The organism is Saccharopolyspora sp. NPDC045839, from assembly GCF_056431645.1.
This window is the reverse complement of the sequence record NZ_JBWKKH010000009.1, coordinates 47,311-60,608: the sequence shown is the minus strand read 5'-3', so window position 1 is coordinate 60,608 and position 13,298 is coordinate 47,311. Positions and strand designations below refer to the sequence as shown.

Below are 13,298 nucleotides of genomic sequence, written 5' to 3'. Positions count from 1 at the left end.
ACTCGGGACTTCGCGCGACCCCCGGAGTCCACTTTGGAAAGTCGAGCGGCGATCTCGCGACCCGCCACAACGGACCGCAGGAAGAGGAGTGCGAAGTGACCGACGTGCTGCTGACCGAGGACACCGCAGGTGTGCGCCTGCTCACGCTGAACCGGCCCGAGTCGTTCAACTCGCTCGACGTCGAGCTCAAGCAGGCCCTGATCACCGCGCTGCGGGAAGCCGCCGCCGACGACTCGGTGCGCGCGCTGGTGATCACCGGCGCGGGGAAGGCGTTCTGCGCGGGCCAGGACCTCAAGGAGCACGTCGCGCTGCTGAACTCCGGCGACCCGGCGCCGCTGAACACGGTCGAAGAGCACTACAACCCGATCATCCGCGCCGTGACGAGCATGCCGAAGCCCGTGATCGCCGCGGTCAACGGCACCGCCGCCGGGGCGGGCGCGTCGCTGGCCTACGCGTGCGATCTGCGGGTGGCCGCGGCGAACGCGAAGTTCCTGATGGCCTTCGCCAACGTCGGGCTGTCGACGGACTCCGGCGCGTCGTGGACGCTGCCGAGGCTGATCGGCTACGGCCGGGCGATGGAACTGCTGCTGCTGGCCGAGCCGGTGGCCGCCGAGGAGGCGCTGCGGATCGGCATGGTGAACCGGGTCGTCGACGCCGGTGAAGCCGTCGCGGCGGCCACCGAGCTGGCCAAGCGGATGGCGGCCGGGCCGACCAGCGCCTACGCCCGGATCAAGGAGGCGATGCTGGCGGCGGCAGCCGAGGGCCTGGCCGAGGCGCTCGCCGTGGAGGCGGGAGCGCAGGCGGAGGCCGGGGCGACGGCCGACCACCGGGAGGCCGTCGCGGCGTTCGTCGAGAAGCGAACCCCCCACTTCACCGGTCACTGAGGCGCCCCTGGGTCGTGAGTGTTTTGGACTGCTATAACGCTCCAAAACACTCACGACCCGTGACCAGCGGAAACGTCCTTCTGCGCGCCGACAGGCGGCAAGGGCCGGTGGTGCCCAGCACGTCGCGGGGCCGAGGTACGCGACGGCCGCGGCACCGAATCAGCCGGTTCCCCCGCCGCCCGAATAGCCGCGGCAGAACGCCGCGAAAGCAGTCAGCGACCGGCGCATGCCCCAGACGAAGGCCGGCCGCACCACCGGCCAGACCAGCGCGCCGCCGGGCGGCAGCACCAGCCGTTCCCACCACAGGAACGTCGACGCCGCATTGCCGCACCGGACCACGTCGAACCCGCCGTCGCCGACGATCAGCCGCCCGCGGTGGCGCACCCGGCAGGTTTGCGGCGGTCGCCATTCGACGATCTCCATCCGGTCCACGACGCCGAACCCGCGGAAGCCGGTGACCGCCACCAGCTGCGCGCCGGGCCCGTCGGGGCCGCCGAGCGCGTGCACCTCGGTGCCCAGCATCCACTCGCCCTGCCGCGCCCAGTCCGTCGCCGCCGCCCACACCACCTCGGGCCGCGCCTCGACCGGCACGCTCAGCCGCAGCTCGACCGGGCGCACCGGTCAGCCCTCCGGCTCGTCGGGGCGCCCGGCCCGGGCCTCCTGCAGCTGCTCGCCCGCGGCGTCGAGCTGCCGCTCCAGGACCGCGATCCGGCCGTGCAGTTCGTCGAGTTCACCGGCGAGGCGCTCCAGCGCCCAGTCCACCTCCGACGCCTTGTAACCGCGGAGGACCTGCTGGAACCGCAACGCGCGCACGTCGGCGCCCTCGATGTCGGCCGGGGGCAGGCGGGTCGGGGTCGAGCCCGGCGGCAGCGGCGCGAGCTGCTCGCCGCGGCCGAAGACCAGCGAAGCCAGCAGGTAGGCCACCGCAGCGACCGCGAGCACCACGAACAGGTAGATGAGCGCACTAGCCACGGTCGTCAATCGTGGCACGAACGGCGAACCGCCGCGGCCACGGTCAGGTCTTGGCGGGCGCGGCCTCGAGCACGCCCTCGATGGCGGAGGTGAACTCGCGCCAGGCGCGGCGCTCGTTCTGCAGCGTCTGCACGCCGGTCTGGGTCAGGCGGTAGGTGCGGCGCTGCCGCCCGCCGACGGTGCTCCAGGTGCTCTGCACGTAGCCGGCGCGCTCCAGTCTGCGCAGCGCCGGATATACCGTCCCGGTGGGCAGATCAAGGGCGCCGCCGCTGCGTTCCTGCAGCGCCTCGATGATCGCGTAACCATGCAAGGCCCTGCCGTCGAGCGTGGCCAGCAGAAGGGCGTCCAGGTGGCCGCGGAGCGCATCAGCCTTCACAAGTAGCGACTCTACGGTCATTTGCGACCACTGTCACCGGCCTTGCGCAAGAGGACCTAGGTCCTTTCGCGATCCGGACTCCGAATGACGTCCATCACAGTGCGCCGTTCGGGTGGCGCAAACCCGAAAATCCGTTGACAGCACTCGATTCCCGCCACACTGCGGAGTCGGACGTACCGGGCGAGCGATCAGGAGCCGATTGCCGTGTCCAACGACAGCGCCCAGGAAACCACCGGTGCTTCGCGACTCGACGCCGAGACGACCTTCGCCCCGCGACAGCAGGCCCTCGACCAACTCCGCTCGTACCTCGCGATGCTCGTCGACGTGATCGACCAGCACCCGGAGGCGAGCATGGAGCGGGACGAGGCGCACTGGCGGCTGGACGAGCTCGTCGACGAGCTGGCCAGGACGCCGCCGAGCCCGCCGCGCGTCCAGTCCCGGTGGCTGCGGCTCGTCCCGGTGCTCCGGGAGGTCCGCCCGGACGTGCCGATCGCGATCCTCACCCAGCTGCTCAATCGGGCCGTCGGCGACCTCTGAACCGCTCACCGCCTCGTGAGTGCTGATACCGGTTCTTACCGGATCGAGCGCTCACGAAGCCTCAGGCGAAGGCGCGGAGGACCTGGTCCGGCGGGTGGGTGCCCGCGATGGCCGCGACCATCTCGACCGTCCGGCGGGTCTCCAGCACGTGGTGCGCGCGGAAGATCCGGGCGCCGCCCCAGGCCGCGATCGCGGTGGCCGCCAGCGTGCCCTCCAGGCGCTCCGTCACCTCCGCGCCCAGCGTCTCGCCGATGAAGTCCTTGTTGGACAACGCCATCAGCACCGGCCACCCGGTGGCCACCAGCTCCCCGACCCGCCGCAGCAGCGCCAGGCCGTGCCAGGTGTTCTTGCCGAAGTCGTGGGTCGGGTCGATCAGCACGCCGTGCGCGGGCACCCCGAGCCGCACCATCCGCTCGGCCCGCTCGACGAGTTCGGCCGTCACCTCGGCGACCACGTCGGCGTAGCGGGGCCGGTACGGGTCGGTGCGCGGCGGCAGGCCGCCGGTGTGCGAGCACACCACGCCGACGCCGAACTCGGCCGCCACCTCGGCGAGCAGCGGATCGGCGCCCGCCCAGGTGTCGTTGAGCAGGTCCGCCCCGGCCTCGCACACCTGCCGGGCCACGTCGTGCCGCCAGGTGTCGACGCTGATCACCAGGTCCGGGTGGCGTTCCCGGACCGCGGCGACGAACGGCACCACCCGCTCGATCTCCTCGGCGGCGTCCACCGTCTCGCCCTGAGCTCCGGCGCGGACCCCGCCGATGTCGATGATGTCCGCGCCGTCGGCGACGGCCCGGTCCACGGCGGTGGTGGCCGCATCGGCGGCGAAGGTCCGCCCCCGGTCGAAGAACGAGTCGCGGGTGCGGTTGACGATCGCCATCACCAGCGGTCGGTCCTGGGGCATGTCCTTGTCGCGGAACCGGAGAGCCTGCACAACCCCAGATCCTGGCACGCCACCGGCGGTGGGAGGTACACGGACCGGCTTGCGCAGCGGTGCGGGTGGCGGCCCCCCTGCGGGAGTTACAGACGCCGTCTGGACTCCGGGATCCCCGACTTATGTATGACCAGTACACGGCGCTGGGGACTGGCCTCGCCCAGTAGCCCTGAAGGGCGGGCGCAGCCTGAGAACCCGCGGCGGTGCAAGCTGCGAGGGTGGGCAAAGAGAAAGCGGCTGATGCCGCTTGCCTGACGCCTACCTGCAGTTATGCGTATCGCAGCCTCCCGGGTTCAGTTCGGGAGACTCACAGCGGCGCAGGCGTCGAGCGCCTCGTCGACGTCGGTGGCCACCGTGAGCGCGTCCAGCGAGTGCCGGGTGGCGAATCCGGTGTCCACCAGGCCGTGCAGCCAGTCCAGCAGGCCGCGGTAGTGGCCGTCCGGGTCGAGCAGCACGACCGGCTTGGCGTGCATGCCGATGTAGCGGGCGGTCCAGATCTCGAACAGCTCCTCGCAGGTGCCGATGCCGCCGGGCAGCGCGAGGAACGCCGTCGCGTGCGCGTCCATCAGGCCCTTGCGCTCCCGCATCGTGTCCACGACCAGCAGCTCGTCGGCATCGGTGTCGGCGACCTCGAGGTCCACCAGGGCTCGCGGGATGACGCCGATGGTCCGGCCGCCGCCGGCCCGCGTCGCCCGGGCGACCTCGCCCATCATCGACACGCGCCCGCCACCGGAGACCAGCGACCAGCCGCGCTTGGCGATCTTGGTGCCCACCTCCGCCGCCAGGTCCAGGTGTTGCTGCGGCACCGGGCGCGACGCGCAGTAGACGCAGACGGCGACGTCCACAGTGGTCTCCTCGGGCTCAACGCTGCTCAATGAGTGGCCTCCCACGCCTCGTACGCCTCCTGCACGATGCTGACCGCGTCGTCGATGTCGTCGGTGAGGTGCAGCAGCGCGAGGTCCTTGTCCCCGATCTTGCCCGCCGCGTGCATGCTGTCGCGGATCCAGTCGTACAGGCCCTGCCAGTAGGACTTGCCGAACAGCACCACCGGGAACTTGGTGACCTTCTTCGTCTGCACCAGGGTCAGCGACTCGAACAGCTCGTCCATGGTGCCGAAGCCACCGGGCAGGCAGACGAACGCCTGCGCGTACTTGATGAACATCGTCTTGCGGACGAAGAAGTAGCGGAAGTTGACGCCCAGGTCCACCCACGGGTTGAGGCCCTGCTCGAACGGCAGCTCGATGCCCAGCCCGATGGACAGCCCGCCGGCCTCCGACGCGCCGCGGTTGACGGCCTCCATCGCGCCCGGGCCGCCGCCGGTGATCACCGCGCAACCGATCTTGGCCAGCGCCGCGCCGAGCTCGACGCCGGTGGCGTACTCCGGATGCTCCCGCGGCGTCCGCGCCGAACCGAACACGGTCACCGCGCGCGGCACCTCGGCGAGCGCGCCGAAGCCCTCCACGAACTCGGACTGGATGCGCATCACCCGCCACGGATCGGTGTGCACCCAGTCCGACGGGCCACGCGAGTCCAGCAGCCGCTGGTCGGTGGTGGTGGGTTCGCGCAACCTCGACCGGCGCAGCACCACGGGTCCGCGTTGCTTCTCCTGGGGGCGCTCCGAGCCGTTCGGCTCACCCCACGGGCCTTCGATCGTCATGTGGTCGAGAGTACGCACGGGCGCTCGGCCGCCGACGCCTGCCCGGCCACTGCGCCGAGTGGGGAAATGCCTGTTCACGAGGGATTCACACGAGCGTGCGGCGGCGTACGATACGAAGAAAAGATCTAGTGGTGCCGGCGATGCCGGCCGTGCACACCACGCAGATCACCCGATCTACGCAGGCGCCGGAGACGGGTCGCCGGGCAAGGCCAGAAGTCGAGCCCGGGAGCCAGCCATGCTCATCGAACTGCTGATCCTCATCATCGCCCTGGGTGTTGTCTACGTCGCCGCGAGCGTCAAGGTCATCAAGCAGTACGAGCGCGGCGTGGTGTTCCGCTTCGGCCGCCTGCAGGAGCTGACCCGCGGGCCCGGGCTGACCACGATCGTCCCGGTGATGGACCGGATTCGGAAGGTCAACCTGCAGATCGTCACCATGCCGGTGCCCGCCCAGGAGGGCATCACCCGCGACAACGTGACCGTCCGGGTGGACGCGGTGGTGTACTTCCGCGTCGAGGACCCGGCACGCGCGATCGTCAACGTCGAGGACTACCTGTTCGCCGTCGGCCAGGTCGCGCAGACCTCGCTGCGTTCGATCATCGGCAAGAGCGACCTGGACGACCTGCTGTCCAACCGCGAGCGGCTCAACCAGGGCCTGGAGCTGATGATCGACAGCCCGGCGCTGGGCTGGGGCGTGCACATCGACCGGGTGGAGATCAAGGACGTCTCGCTGCCGGAATCCATGAAGCGCTCGATCGCGCGCCAGGCCGAAGCGGAACGCGAGCGGCGTTCGCGAGTCATCGCGGCGGACGGCGAGTTCCAGGCGTCCCGCAAGCTCGCCGACGCGGCCCACGTCATGGCCGACACCCCGGCCGCGCTCCAGCTCCGCCTGCTGGAAACGGTCGTCGAGGTGGCGGCGGAGAAGAACTCGACCCTGGTGCTGCCGTTCCCGGTCGAACTCCTCCAGTTCGTCGACACCGCGAAGCGCATCGGCGCGACGGGCGAAGCCCCGAGCGAAGCGCCGGCGGAGCTCACCGACGCGGAGCGCGAAGCAGCGGAGCTCACCGACGCGGAGCGCCAAGCAGCGGAACTCCCCGCAGCGGAGCCGGCGGCGGAGCTGCCGCGGCAACGCGAGGGCACGGCCGCCGACGGCAGGAGGCCGCGCGACGCGGAGCGCTCGGAGAGCGACGAGGAGTCGATGCTGGGCATCGCCTGACCGCGCGCAGCGTGGGCGTCAGGCGAAGAAGCGGCGGAGGACGTCGGTGCAGTGGCGGATCTCCGCGGTCGCCACGTGCTCCTGCTTCGTGTGGGCGAGGGTCGGCGAGCCCGGGCCGAAGTTCACCGCCGGGAGACCCCGGGCCGCGAACCGCGCCACGTCGGTCCAGCCGAGCTTCGCGACCGGCTCCGACCCCGACGCCTCGACCAGCTGCGCCGCCGCCGGCGAGGTCAGGCCGGGCAGGGCACCCGCGGCGCCGTCGGTCACCGCGACATCGAAGCCGTCGAAGACCTCGCGCAGGTGCGCTTCGGCCTCCGCCGGCGACTTGTCCGGGGCGAACCGGTGGTTCACCGTCACCACGCACGAGTCCGGCACCACGTTGCCCGCGACACCGCCCTCGATCCGCACCGCCTGCAGACCCTCGCGGAACTGCAGGCCGTCGATCACCGGGTTGCGCGGCGTGTACTCGACCAGCCGCTGCAGCACCGGCTGCGCGGCGTGGATCGCGTTGACGCCCATCCACGCGCGGGCCGTGTGCGCGCGGGCGCCGGTGGTGCGCACCTCCACCCGCATCGTGCCCTGGCAACCTGCCTCGATCGCCGCGTTCGACGGCTCGCACACCACCGCCAGATCGCCGGCCAGCCACTCCGGCAGCTCCCGCTCGATCCGGTTGAGGCCGTTGCGCTCGGCTTCCACCTCTTCGCAGTCGTAGAACACGAACGTCAGGTCGTGCCGCGGTTCCGGGAGCGTCGCGGCGAGGTGCAGCATGACCGCGTCGCCGCCCTTCATGTCGACCGTGCCGCAGCCGTGCAGGACCTCCTCGGCGCCCGAACCGGTGCGCCGCACCGGGAGGTTGTCGTTGATCGGCACGGTGTCCAGGTGCCCGGCGAGCACCACTCGCGAGTCCCGCCCGAGGTTCGTGCGCGCCAGCACGGCGTCGCCGTTGCGCACCACTTCGAGGTGCGGCGCCTGGTCGCGCAGCGCCTTCTCCACCGCATCGGCGATGGCCTTCTCCCCGCCGGAGACGCTGGGGATGTCCACCAGCGCGGCGGTGAGCTCGACGGGGTCAGCGGTGAGATCCAACGACGCAGTCACGCCACGGAGGCTACCCGGACGCCCGAATAGCGGTGGGACCAGCGGTTCGGGCTCGTGAACAGGTGGGAAACGGATCCGCGCAACCACCATCCGAGCCGTGATCATCACGCTAGGCTTCCGCCGCTGGAGGTGGGGCATGGATTACACGGTCGATCCCGATGCACTCAGGAAGGCCGGCGCGAGCGCGAAGTCGGCGGGCGAGCAGGCCGGGCAGGTGAAGCTGGGGCCGCCGGCCGAGGACATCGCCGAGGCGATGCCCGGCAGCAAGTCCGAGGGGGCGTCGACGCAGGTCGCGCAGAGCTGGGACAAGGCGATGAAGTCCTGGAGCCAGGCCGCCGCGCAACACGGCGAATCGCTGACCGCGAGCGCCGACGGGTACCAGCAGTCCGACGAGTCGAGTGCGGCGGACATCGACCGCGTCGGCACGCAGGCCGGGAGATAGGCAGCGACATGGTGTCCTTCGCCGACGTGCGCCGCTGGAAGCCGGAGGGCCTCGACGCCGTCCACAACGACCTCGGAAAACGCCGCGACGACCTCGTCAACCTGCAGGACGAGCTGGACGGCGCGAAGAATCCGGAGGGCTGGAGCGGCAAAGCCGCCGACGGCTCCGCGAAGCAGCACGAGAAGCTGATGTCGGACATGCGCTCGCTGGTGGCCGAGGTCGCCACCGTGCGGGTCGCGGTGGCCGCGGCGGCCGACGACGTCGCCAGGATCAAGCAGCAGATCGAGCAGGCCGACCACGAGGCGCGGGCCAACGGCTTCGAGATCACCGAGGAAGGCGGCGTCCGCGACGTCAAGCCGCCCCAGGACGTGCCGGAAGACCAGCTTGAGCAGGTCAAGCAGCAGCGCATCCAGGTCCGCGACAAGCTCGTCGAGACGATCGAGAAGATCCTCGACGACGCCGAGAAGGCCGACGCCGAACTCGCCAAGGCGCTGACCTCCGCGGAGCAGGACAAGATCGAGCCCGGCAAGGGCGGCTCCCTGGCCGACGCCGCGAGCACCGACGACATCCAGGCCCTCACCGCCTCCGCCGGGAAACCGAAGGACGATTCGCCGAAGGCGGCGGCGGAGTGGTGGAAGTCGCTGTCCGACGAGCAGCGCGCGGCGCTGCGGGAGAACCCGCCCGAATGGCTGGGCAACCGCGACGGCATCCCCGCCGAGGTCCGCGACGAGGCCAACCGCGGCCGCATCGACGACGTGCGCAACGACCTCGAACACCAGAAGAGGCGGCTGGAGCAGGGCGGCGTTTCCGAGGACGAGAAGGAAAAGCTGCAGCAGGTCAACGACAAGATCAAGTCGCTGGACGAGGTCGAGAAGACCATCGCCAAGGAGGACCCGCCGCGCCAGCTGCTGGTCCTCGACAGCAGCGGCGAGCGGATGAAGGCCGCCGTCGGGGTGGGCAACGTCGACACGGCCGACCACGTCTCGGTGTACACGCCCGGCTACCTGACCACCGTCCAGGACAGCCTCGGCAGCTACGACTCGAAGATGCAGGAACTGGTCAAGGAGTCGAAGGCCGAGCTCCTCCGCAACGGCAAGGACGACAGCGTCGCCGCGGTGGCCTGGCTCGGCTACGAAGCCCCGCAGAAGTCCGAGGACACGGACGTGTTCGGCGACTCGGTGATCAGCTCCAGCTCCGCCCGGGAGGGCGGCGAGAAGCTGAACGACTTCTACAAGGGGATCAACGAGTCCCGGGACACCGACCCGCACCTGACCGCGATCGGCCACTCCTACGGCTCCACCACCACCGGCTACGCCCTGCAGGGCGGCGGACACGGCGTCGACGACGCGATCATCTTCGGCTCCCCCGGCGTCGGCACCAACGACATCGAGGACCTGCACGTCCCCGAGGGCCACGCCTACCGGCTGGAGGCCAAGGACGACCAGGTCGCGGACTTCGCCCGGTTCGGCGGCGACCCGTCCCACATGGACGGCTTCAAGGACCTGTCCACCGAGAAGTCGAACGAGGGCAAGGGCGTCGAGGGCCACAGCGACTACCTGGACACCGAAACCACCAGCCAGCACAACATGGCCTCGGTGGTCGCGGGCCTCCCGGACAACACCGTGGCGGGCAAGACCAACGGCGTCGGGGATGTGATCTCCTACGTCCCGCACCAGGCCCAGGAAGCCGGCTCCGCGATCTACGACTTCGGCGAGAAGACGGTGTCCGGCGCCAAGGACCTGGGCGAGAAGACGGTATCCGGCATCAAGGACTTCTTCTCATGAGAAAGCTCGTCCTGTTCGTCCTCTGCGCTCTGCTCGCCACCGGTTGCGCGAGCGGACCCGAACCGTCCGACGGGGGAAACGTGACAGACCCGCTCAGCATGTTGCGGCAGCGACCGTCCATGGAAGAGATCACCGCCCGCTACGAGGAGATGCAGCAGAAGCTGCGGGACCGGCTGTCCGCCGACCTCGGCCTGGCGGCGCCCTGGATCAACAAGGGCGACCCCGGCCAGGCCGCCTGCCAGGGCAAGGAGCTCTCGCACGTCGACGGCGCCGAGCAGCACAGCCTGGACACCTGGGCCTACGAGGGCAACATCCCGGACGCCCAGTGGGAGCGGGCGCAGCAGATCGGGATCGACGTGACCAAGGAGTACGGCTTCAAGGAGCTGGAGATCGTGGTCAACCGGCCCGGCGACCACAAGGTCGAGATGCGCGACGAATTCGGCGCGCAGCTGCAGTTCGGCACCAAGGTGAACACGATCCTGAGCCTGCGCACCGGCTGCCACCTCCTCCAGTCCGCCAAGGGCTGATCCCGGTACCGGCCGCGGGTGTCGCGTTGGCAACGGGGCCGCTGCCGCTTGACCCGTGTCGAATTGCTCGGTCACTGCGGGGACCGAGGGCCACAGCAGCTACTTCGCGCCGGACAGCACGAGCCAGTACAACATGAGCACGGTGGTCGCCGGATTGCCGGATCGGGCGGTCAAGGACGACGGCCGCGGGATCGGCGACGTGATCTCCGGCATGATCTCCTGAGGCGACCGCCGCCAGCACCCGACCGTACGGGGGAATCGTGGACGACCCGCGCAACCTGCTCCGCCAGCGCCCCAGCATCGAGGAGATCAGCGAGCGCTACGAACAGATGCAGCAGCGGCTGCTGGACCGGCTCAACATCGAGGTCGGGCCGCTGAAGTGGGCGGTGTCGGACCCGGTCAGCCGGGCCGGCTGCACCGAGTTCCCGGACGTCCACGAGGCGGAGAGCCGGGTCCTGGAGTCGTGGCGGGCGCCGGGCAACCTGCCCGACTCGGACTGGCCGCTCGCGGTGGAGATCGTCCAGGAGATCACCGCCGAGTACGGCTTCGGCGAGCCCGAGATCATCGTGAACCGCAGCGGCGACCACGAGATCATCGGCAACGACCAGTACGGCGCGGTCTACCAGTTCGGCACCGCCGCCAACACGGTCCTGATGATCACCACCGGCTGCCACCTGCTCGCCGCCGCCAAGGGCTGACGCCGTTCTCGCGCGAAAACGGCGCGGCACCCGGTCGGCGGCACCCGTGGCGGCCACCCCTGCGGACCTCCGCCACCTGCGCCGATTACCGTTTCAGGTATGAGTGCACAGTCTCCCGACCCGCAGACCACGGGCGCCCACGGCGTCGGCCTGGCCACCGTGACCGACGACGGCACGGTGCTGGACACCTGGTTCCCGACCGTCAAGCTCGGCGAGCCGGGCCGGTCCGGCAGCACGCGGCTGTCCGCCGAGGAGGCGGCCGAGTCCCTCGGCGAGGCCGGGGCCGCCCTGCTCGGGCGGGACGAGGCCCGTGGCGTCGAGGTCGTCGCGGTGCGCACCGAGATCGGCCGCCTCTCCGACGAAGCGGTCGACGCGCACGACATCTACCTGCGCCTGCACCTGCTGTCGCACCGCCTGGTCCGCCCGCACGGCCAGAACCTGGACGGCATGTTCGGCCTGCTCGCCAACGTCGTGTGGACCAACCACGGCCCGTGCCCGGTGGAGGGCTTCGAGGCGACCCGGCTGCGGCTGCGGGCGCGCGGCCCGGTCACCGTCTACAGCGTCGACAAGTTCCCGCGCATGGTCGACTACGTCGTGCCGTCCGGGGTCCGCATCGGCGACGCCGACCGGGTCCGGCTGGGCGCGCACCTCGCCAGCGGCACCACCGTGATGCACGAGGGCTTCGTCAACTTCAACGCCGGCACGCTGGGCGCGTCGATGGTGGAGGGCCGGATCTCGGCGGGCGTCGTCGTCGGCGACGGCTCGGACGTCGGGGGCGGCGGCTCGATCATGGGCACCCTCTCCGGCGGCGGCAAGGAGGTCATCTCCATCGGCGAGCGCTGCCTGATCGGCGCCAACGGCGGGGTGGGCATCTCGCTGGGCGACGACTGCGTAGTGGAGGCGGGCCTGTACATCACGGCGGGCACGAAGGTGACGCTGCCGGACGGCACCATCACCAAGGCGCTGGAGCTGTCCGGCTCGGACGGCCTGCTGTACCGCCGCAACTCCACCACCGGCACGATCGAGGTCACCGCCCGGACCGGCGGCAAGGTCGAGCTGAACGCGGCGCTGCACGCCAACGACTGACCCGGGGACGGCGAAAAGGGCACCTCCGGCCGGGGGTGCCCTTCGCGCTTCCTGCGGGCGGGATCCGCTGGATGGACGAGGCGGCGGCCGGGGCGGCCGGTTTTATCATGGGCAATGGCCATCAGCCGGCAACGACGAGACCTCACCGGTGTCGTCGACCTGCCCGCCGAGCCCCGCACGGCTGACCGGCGGGCGCCGCTCGCCGAGCACATCAGGGCCGGGCTGGACGCCCGGCTGCGCGCCCTGATCTCGCACGACCCCGGCACCCGGCACGGCGAAGATCCCGAGGAACTGCACCAGATGCGGGTCTCGGTGCGCCGGATGCGGGCGATGCTGCTGTCGGGTCGGCGGTTCCTGGACCGGGACTGGTCGGAGCCGTTGCGCGCGGAGCTGGGCTGGTTGGGCAGGGCCCTCGGCCCGGTTCGCGATCTCGACGTGCTGCTGGAGCGGCTGCGCGCGGAGAGCGCCGATCTCCCGGCCGACGAACGCGCCGCGGCGGCCCGGCTGATCTCCGGCCTGGAGGCCGAGCACGGCCTGGCCAGGGTGGAGATGCTCGCGGCGCTGGACAGCGACCGCTACCTCGCCCTGCTCCGCTCGATCTCGGACTCGCTCCGCGCCGGACTGCCGACACCGGAGTCCGATGTGGACACCGAACGCGAGTTGCGCAGGCTGGTCCTCGGCCAGTTCCGCAAGGTCCGGAAATCCGTTGCACGACTGCCAGAAGCGCCCGCCGACGACGAGCTGCACGCGCTGCGCATTCGGGGCAAGCGAGTGCGCTACACGGCGGAACTGGCGCAACCGGCGTTCGGCAAGCCGATGCAGCAGCTGATCAAGGCGGCGAAGCAGTTCCAGGACGTGCTCGGAGAGCACCAGGACGCCTGCGTGGCCGAAGAACGCGTTCGCGGCCTCCTGCGCGACTTCGGCGAGAACGTCGACGCCGCGGTCGCATTCGTGGCGGGCCGCTTGGTGGAGCGGGAGCAGGCGCGCAAAGCGGAGCGCCGCACCCAGTGGTGGCGGGCGTGGGAAGCACTCGACGCCGCAGCCGCAGCGATCTGAAGGTGCCCGGGCAAGAGCCCGTGAGTGGTTTGGCGCGCTA

At 70.9% G+C, this 13,298-nt stretch carries 17 protein-coding genes; 10 read left to right on the top strand and 7 right to left on the bottom strand.

The features are described from left to right. Nucleotides 1–95: 95 nt before the first annotated feature. Nucleotides 96–884, top strand: coding sequence for an enoyl-CoA hydratase (locus AC07EQ_RS15145; protein WP_452614804.1), 789 nt, complete (start codon nt 96–98; stop codon nt 882–884). A 159-nt stretch (nt 885–1,043) separates the two neighbouring features. Here the strand turns inward: AC07EQ_RS15145 and AC07EQ_RS15140 are convergent, their stop codons facing one another. From AC07EQ_RS15140 to AC07EQ_RS15130, 3 genes are read right to left on the bottom strand one after another with little or no spacing between them, the layout of a single operon-like run. Further along, a complete protein-coding gene (locus AC07EQ_RS15140; RefSeq protein WP_478388549.1) occupies nt 1,044–1,502 on the bottom strand; it encodes an SRPBCC family protein in 459 nt (152 codons plus the stop codon). A 3-nt stretch (nt 1,503–1,505) separates the two neighbouring features. Further along, nucleotides 1,506–1,856 carry a DivIVA domain-containing protein gene (locus AC07EQ_RS15135; RefSeq protein WP_358575057.1) on the bottom strand — a complete coding sequence of 117 codons (351 nt, stop codon included), beginning with the start codon at nt 1,854–1,856 and terminating at the stop codon, nt 1,506–1,508. Between the two features lie 43 nt (nt 1,857–1,899). Next, nucleotides 1,900–2,232, bottom strand: a complete 333-nt coding sequence (locus tag AC07EQ_RS15130) for a PadR family transcriptional regulator (RefSeq protein WP_093273407.1) — start codon at nt 2,230–2,232, stop codon at nt 1,900–1,902. Between the two features lie 204 nt (nt 2,233–2,436). On the opposite strand from AC07EQ_RS15130, the gene AC07EQ_RS15125 reads away from it, so the two are divergent. Continuing rightward, nucleotides 2,437–2,769, top strand: coding sequence for a hypothetical protein (locus AC07EQ_RS15125; RefSeq protein ID WP_478388548.1), 333 nt, complete (start codon nt 2,437–2,439; stop codon nt 2,767–2,769). Between the two features lie 61 nt (nt 2,770–2,830). On the opposite strand, the gene folP is transcribed toward AC07EQ_RS15125, so the two are convergent. The 3 genes from folP to AC07EQ_RS15110 all read right to left on the bottom strand — a co-directional run bounded on the left by folP (nt 2,831) and on the right by AC07EQ_RS15110 (nt 5,357). Beyond that, nucleotides 2,831–3,670 carry a dihydropteroate synthase gene (gene folP, locus AC07EQ_RS15120; protein WP_478388721.1) on the bottom strand — a complete coding sequence of 280 codons (840 nt, stop codon included), beginning with the start codon at nt 3,668–3,670 and terminating at the stop codon, nt 2,831–2,833. A gap of 323 nt (nt 3,671–3,993) precedes the next feature. After that, nucleotides 3,994–4,575 (bottom strand): LOG family protein, encoded by a 582-nt coding sequence (locus AC07EQ_RS15115; protein ID WP_478388547.1) that lies wholly within the window; start codon nt 4,573–4,575, stop codon nt 3,994–3,996. Further along, nucleotides 4,572–5,357 (bottom strand): LOG family protein, encoded by a 786-nt coding sequence (locus AC07EQ_RS15110; RefSeq protein WP_358575061.1) that lies wholly within the window; start codon nt 5,355–5,357, stop codon nt 4,572–4,574. The genes AC07EQ_RS15115 and AC07EQ_RS15110 overlap by 4 nt, the downstream gene beginning before the upstream one ends. Before the next feature lie 235 nt (nt 5,358–5,592). On the opposite strand from AC07EQ_RS15110, the gene AC07EQ_RS15105 reads away from it, so the two are divergent. Further along, nucleotides 5,593–6,570, top strand: coding sequence for a slipin family protein (locus AC07EQ_RS15105; RefSeq protein ID WP_478388546.1), 978 nt, complete (start codon nt 5,593–5,595; stop codon nt 6,568–6,570). An 18-nt stretch (nt 6,571–6,588) separates the two neighbouring features. Here AC07EQ_RS15105 and dapE read toward each other — a convergent pair whose 3' ends face one another. Continuing rightward, nucleotides 6,589–7,665: a succinyl-diaminopimelate desuccinylase gene (gene dapE / locus AC07EQ_RS15100; protein WP_478388545.1), complete on the bottom strand. Its 1,077-nt coding sequence runs from the start codon at nt 7,663–7,665 to the stop codon at nt 6,589–6,591. Nucleotides 7,666–7,801: 136 nt separating this feature from the next. On the opposite strand from dapE, the gene AC07EQ_RS15095 reads away from it, so the two are divergent. From AC07EQ_RS15095 to AC07EQ_RS15065, 7 genes are all read left to right on the top strand, one after another. Beyond that, nucleotides 7,802–8,107: a hypothetical protein gene (locus AC07EQ_RS15095; protein ID WP_478388544.1), complete on the top strand. Its 306-nt coding sequence runs from the start codon at nt 7,802–7,804 to the stop codon at nt 8,105–8,107. Nucleotides 8,108–8,115: 8 nt separating this feature from the next. Next, nucleotides 8,116–9,891: an alpha/beta hydrolase gene (locus tag AC07EQ_RS15090; RefSeq protein WP_478388543.1), complete on the top strand. Its 1,776-nt coding sequence runs from the start codon at nt 8,116–8,118 to the stop codon at nt 9,889–9,891. Next, entirely contained in the window at nt 9,888–10,418 is a 531-nt protein-coding gene (locus tag AC07EQ_RS15085) for an LppA family lipoprotein (RefSeq protein WP_478388542.1), read from the top strand. Before AC07EQ_RS15090 ends, AC07EQ_RS15085 begins: the two co-directional genes overlap by 4 nt. A gap of 55 nt (nt 10,419–10,473) precedes the next feature. Further along, the gene (locus AC07EQ_RS15080) at nt 10,474–10,641 is read left to right on the top strand and encodes a hypothetical protein (RefSeq protein ID WP_478388541.1); all 168 of its coding nucleotides are present in this window, start codon (nt 10,474–10,476) and stop codon (nt 10,639–10,641) included. A gap of 37 nt (nt 10,642–10,678) precedes the next feature. Beyond that, nucleotides 10,679–11,116 carry an LppA family lipoprotein gene (locus AC07EQ_RS15075; protein WP_478388540.1) on the top strand — a complete coding sequence of 146 codons (438 nt, stop codon included), beginning with the start codon at nt 10,679–10,681 and terminating at the stop codon, nt 11,114–11,116. A 99-nt stretch (nt 11,117–11,215) separates the two neighbouring features. Next, a complete protein-coding gene (gene dapD, locus AC07EQ_RS15070; RefSeq protein ID WP_397526192.1) occupies nt 11,216–12,202 on the top strand; it encodes a 2,3,4,5-tetrahydropyridine-2,6-dicarboxylate N-succinyltransferase in 987 nt (328 codons plus the stop codon). A 114-nt stretch (nt 12,203–12,316) separates the two neighbouring features. Beyond that, nucleotides 12,317–13,258 (top strand): CHAD domain-containing protein, encoded by a 942-nt coding sequence (locus AC07EQ_RS15065; RefSeq protein WP_478388539.1) that lies wholly within the window; start codon nt 12,317–12,319, stop codon nt 13,256–13,258. Nucleotides 13,259–13,298 lie beyond the last annotated feature (40 nt).

Excerpts from the sequence above, each read along its gene's own strand:
- AC07EQ_RS15110 (WP_358575061.1), bottom strand. The coding sequence starts at position 5,357 with ATGACGATCGAAGGCCCGTGGGGTGAGCCGAACGGCTCGGAGCGCCCC.
- folP (WP_478388721.1), bottom strand. The coding sequence starts at position 3,670 with ATGCCCCAGGACCGACCGCTGGTGATGGCGATCGTCAACCGCACCCGC.
- AC07EQ_RS15090 (WP_478388543.1), top strand. The coding sequence starts at position 8,116 with ATGGTGTCCTTCGCCGACGTGCGCCGCTGGAAGCCGGAGGGCCTCGAC.
- AC07EQ_RS15095 (WP_478388544.1), top strand. The coding sequence starts at position 7,802 with ATGGATTACACGGTCGATCCCGATGCACTCAGGAAGGCCGGCGCGAGC.
- dapD (WP_397526192.1), top strand. The coding sequence starts at position 11,216 with ATGAGTGCACAGTCTCCCGACCCGCAGACCACGGGCGCCCACGGCGTC.
- AC07EQ_RS15085 (WP_478388542.1), top strand. The coding sequence starts at position 9,888 with ATGAGAAAGCTCGTCCTGTTCGTCCTCTGCGCTCTGCTCGCCACCGGT.
- AC07EQ_RS15065 (WP_478388539.1), top strand. The coding sequence starts at position 12,317 with ATGGCCATCAGCCGGCAACGACGAGACCTCACCGGTGTCGTCGACCTG.
- AC07EQ_RS15105 (WP_478388546.1), top strand. The coding sequence starts at position 5,593 with ATGCTCATCGAACTGCTGATCCTCATCATCGCCCTGGGTGTTGTCTAC.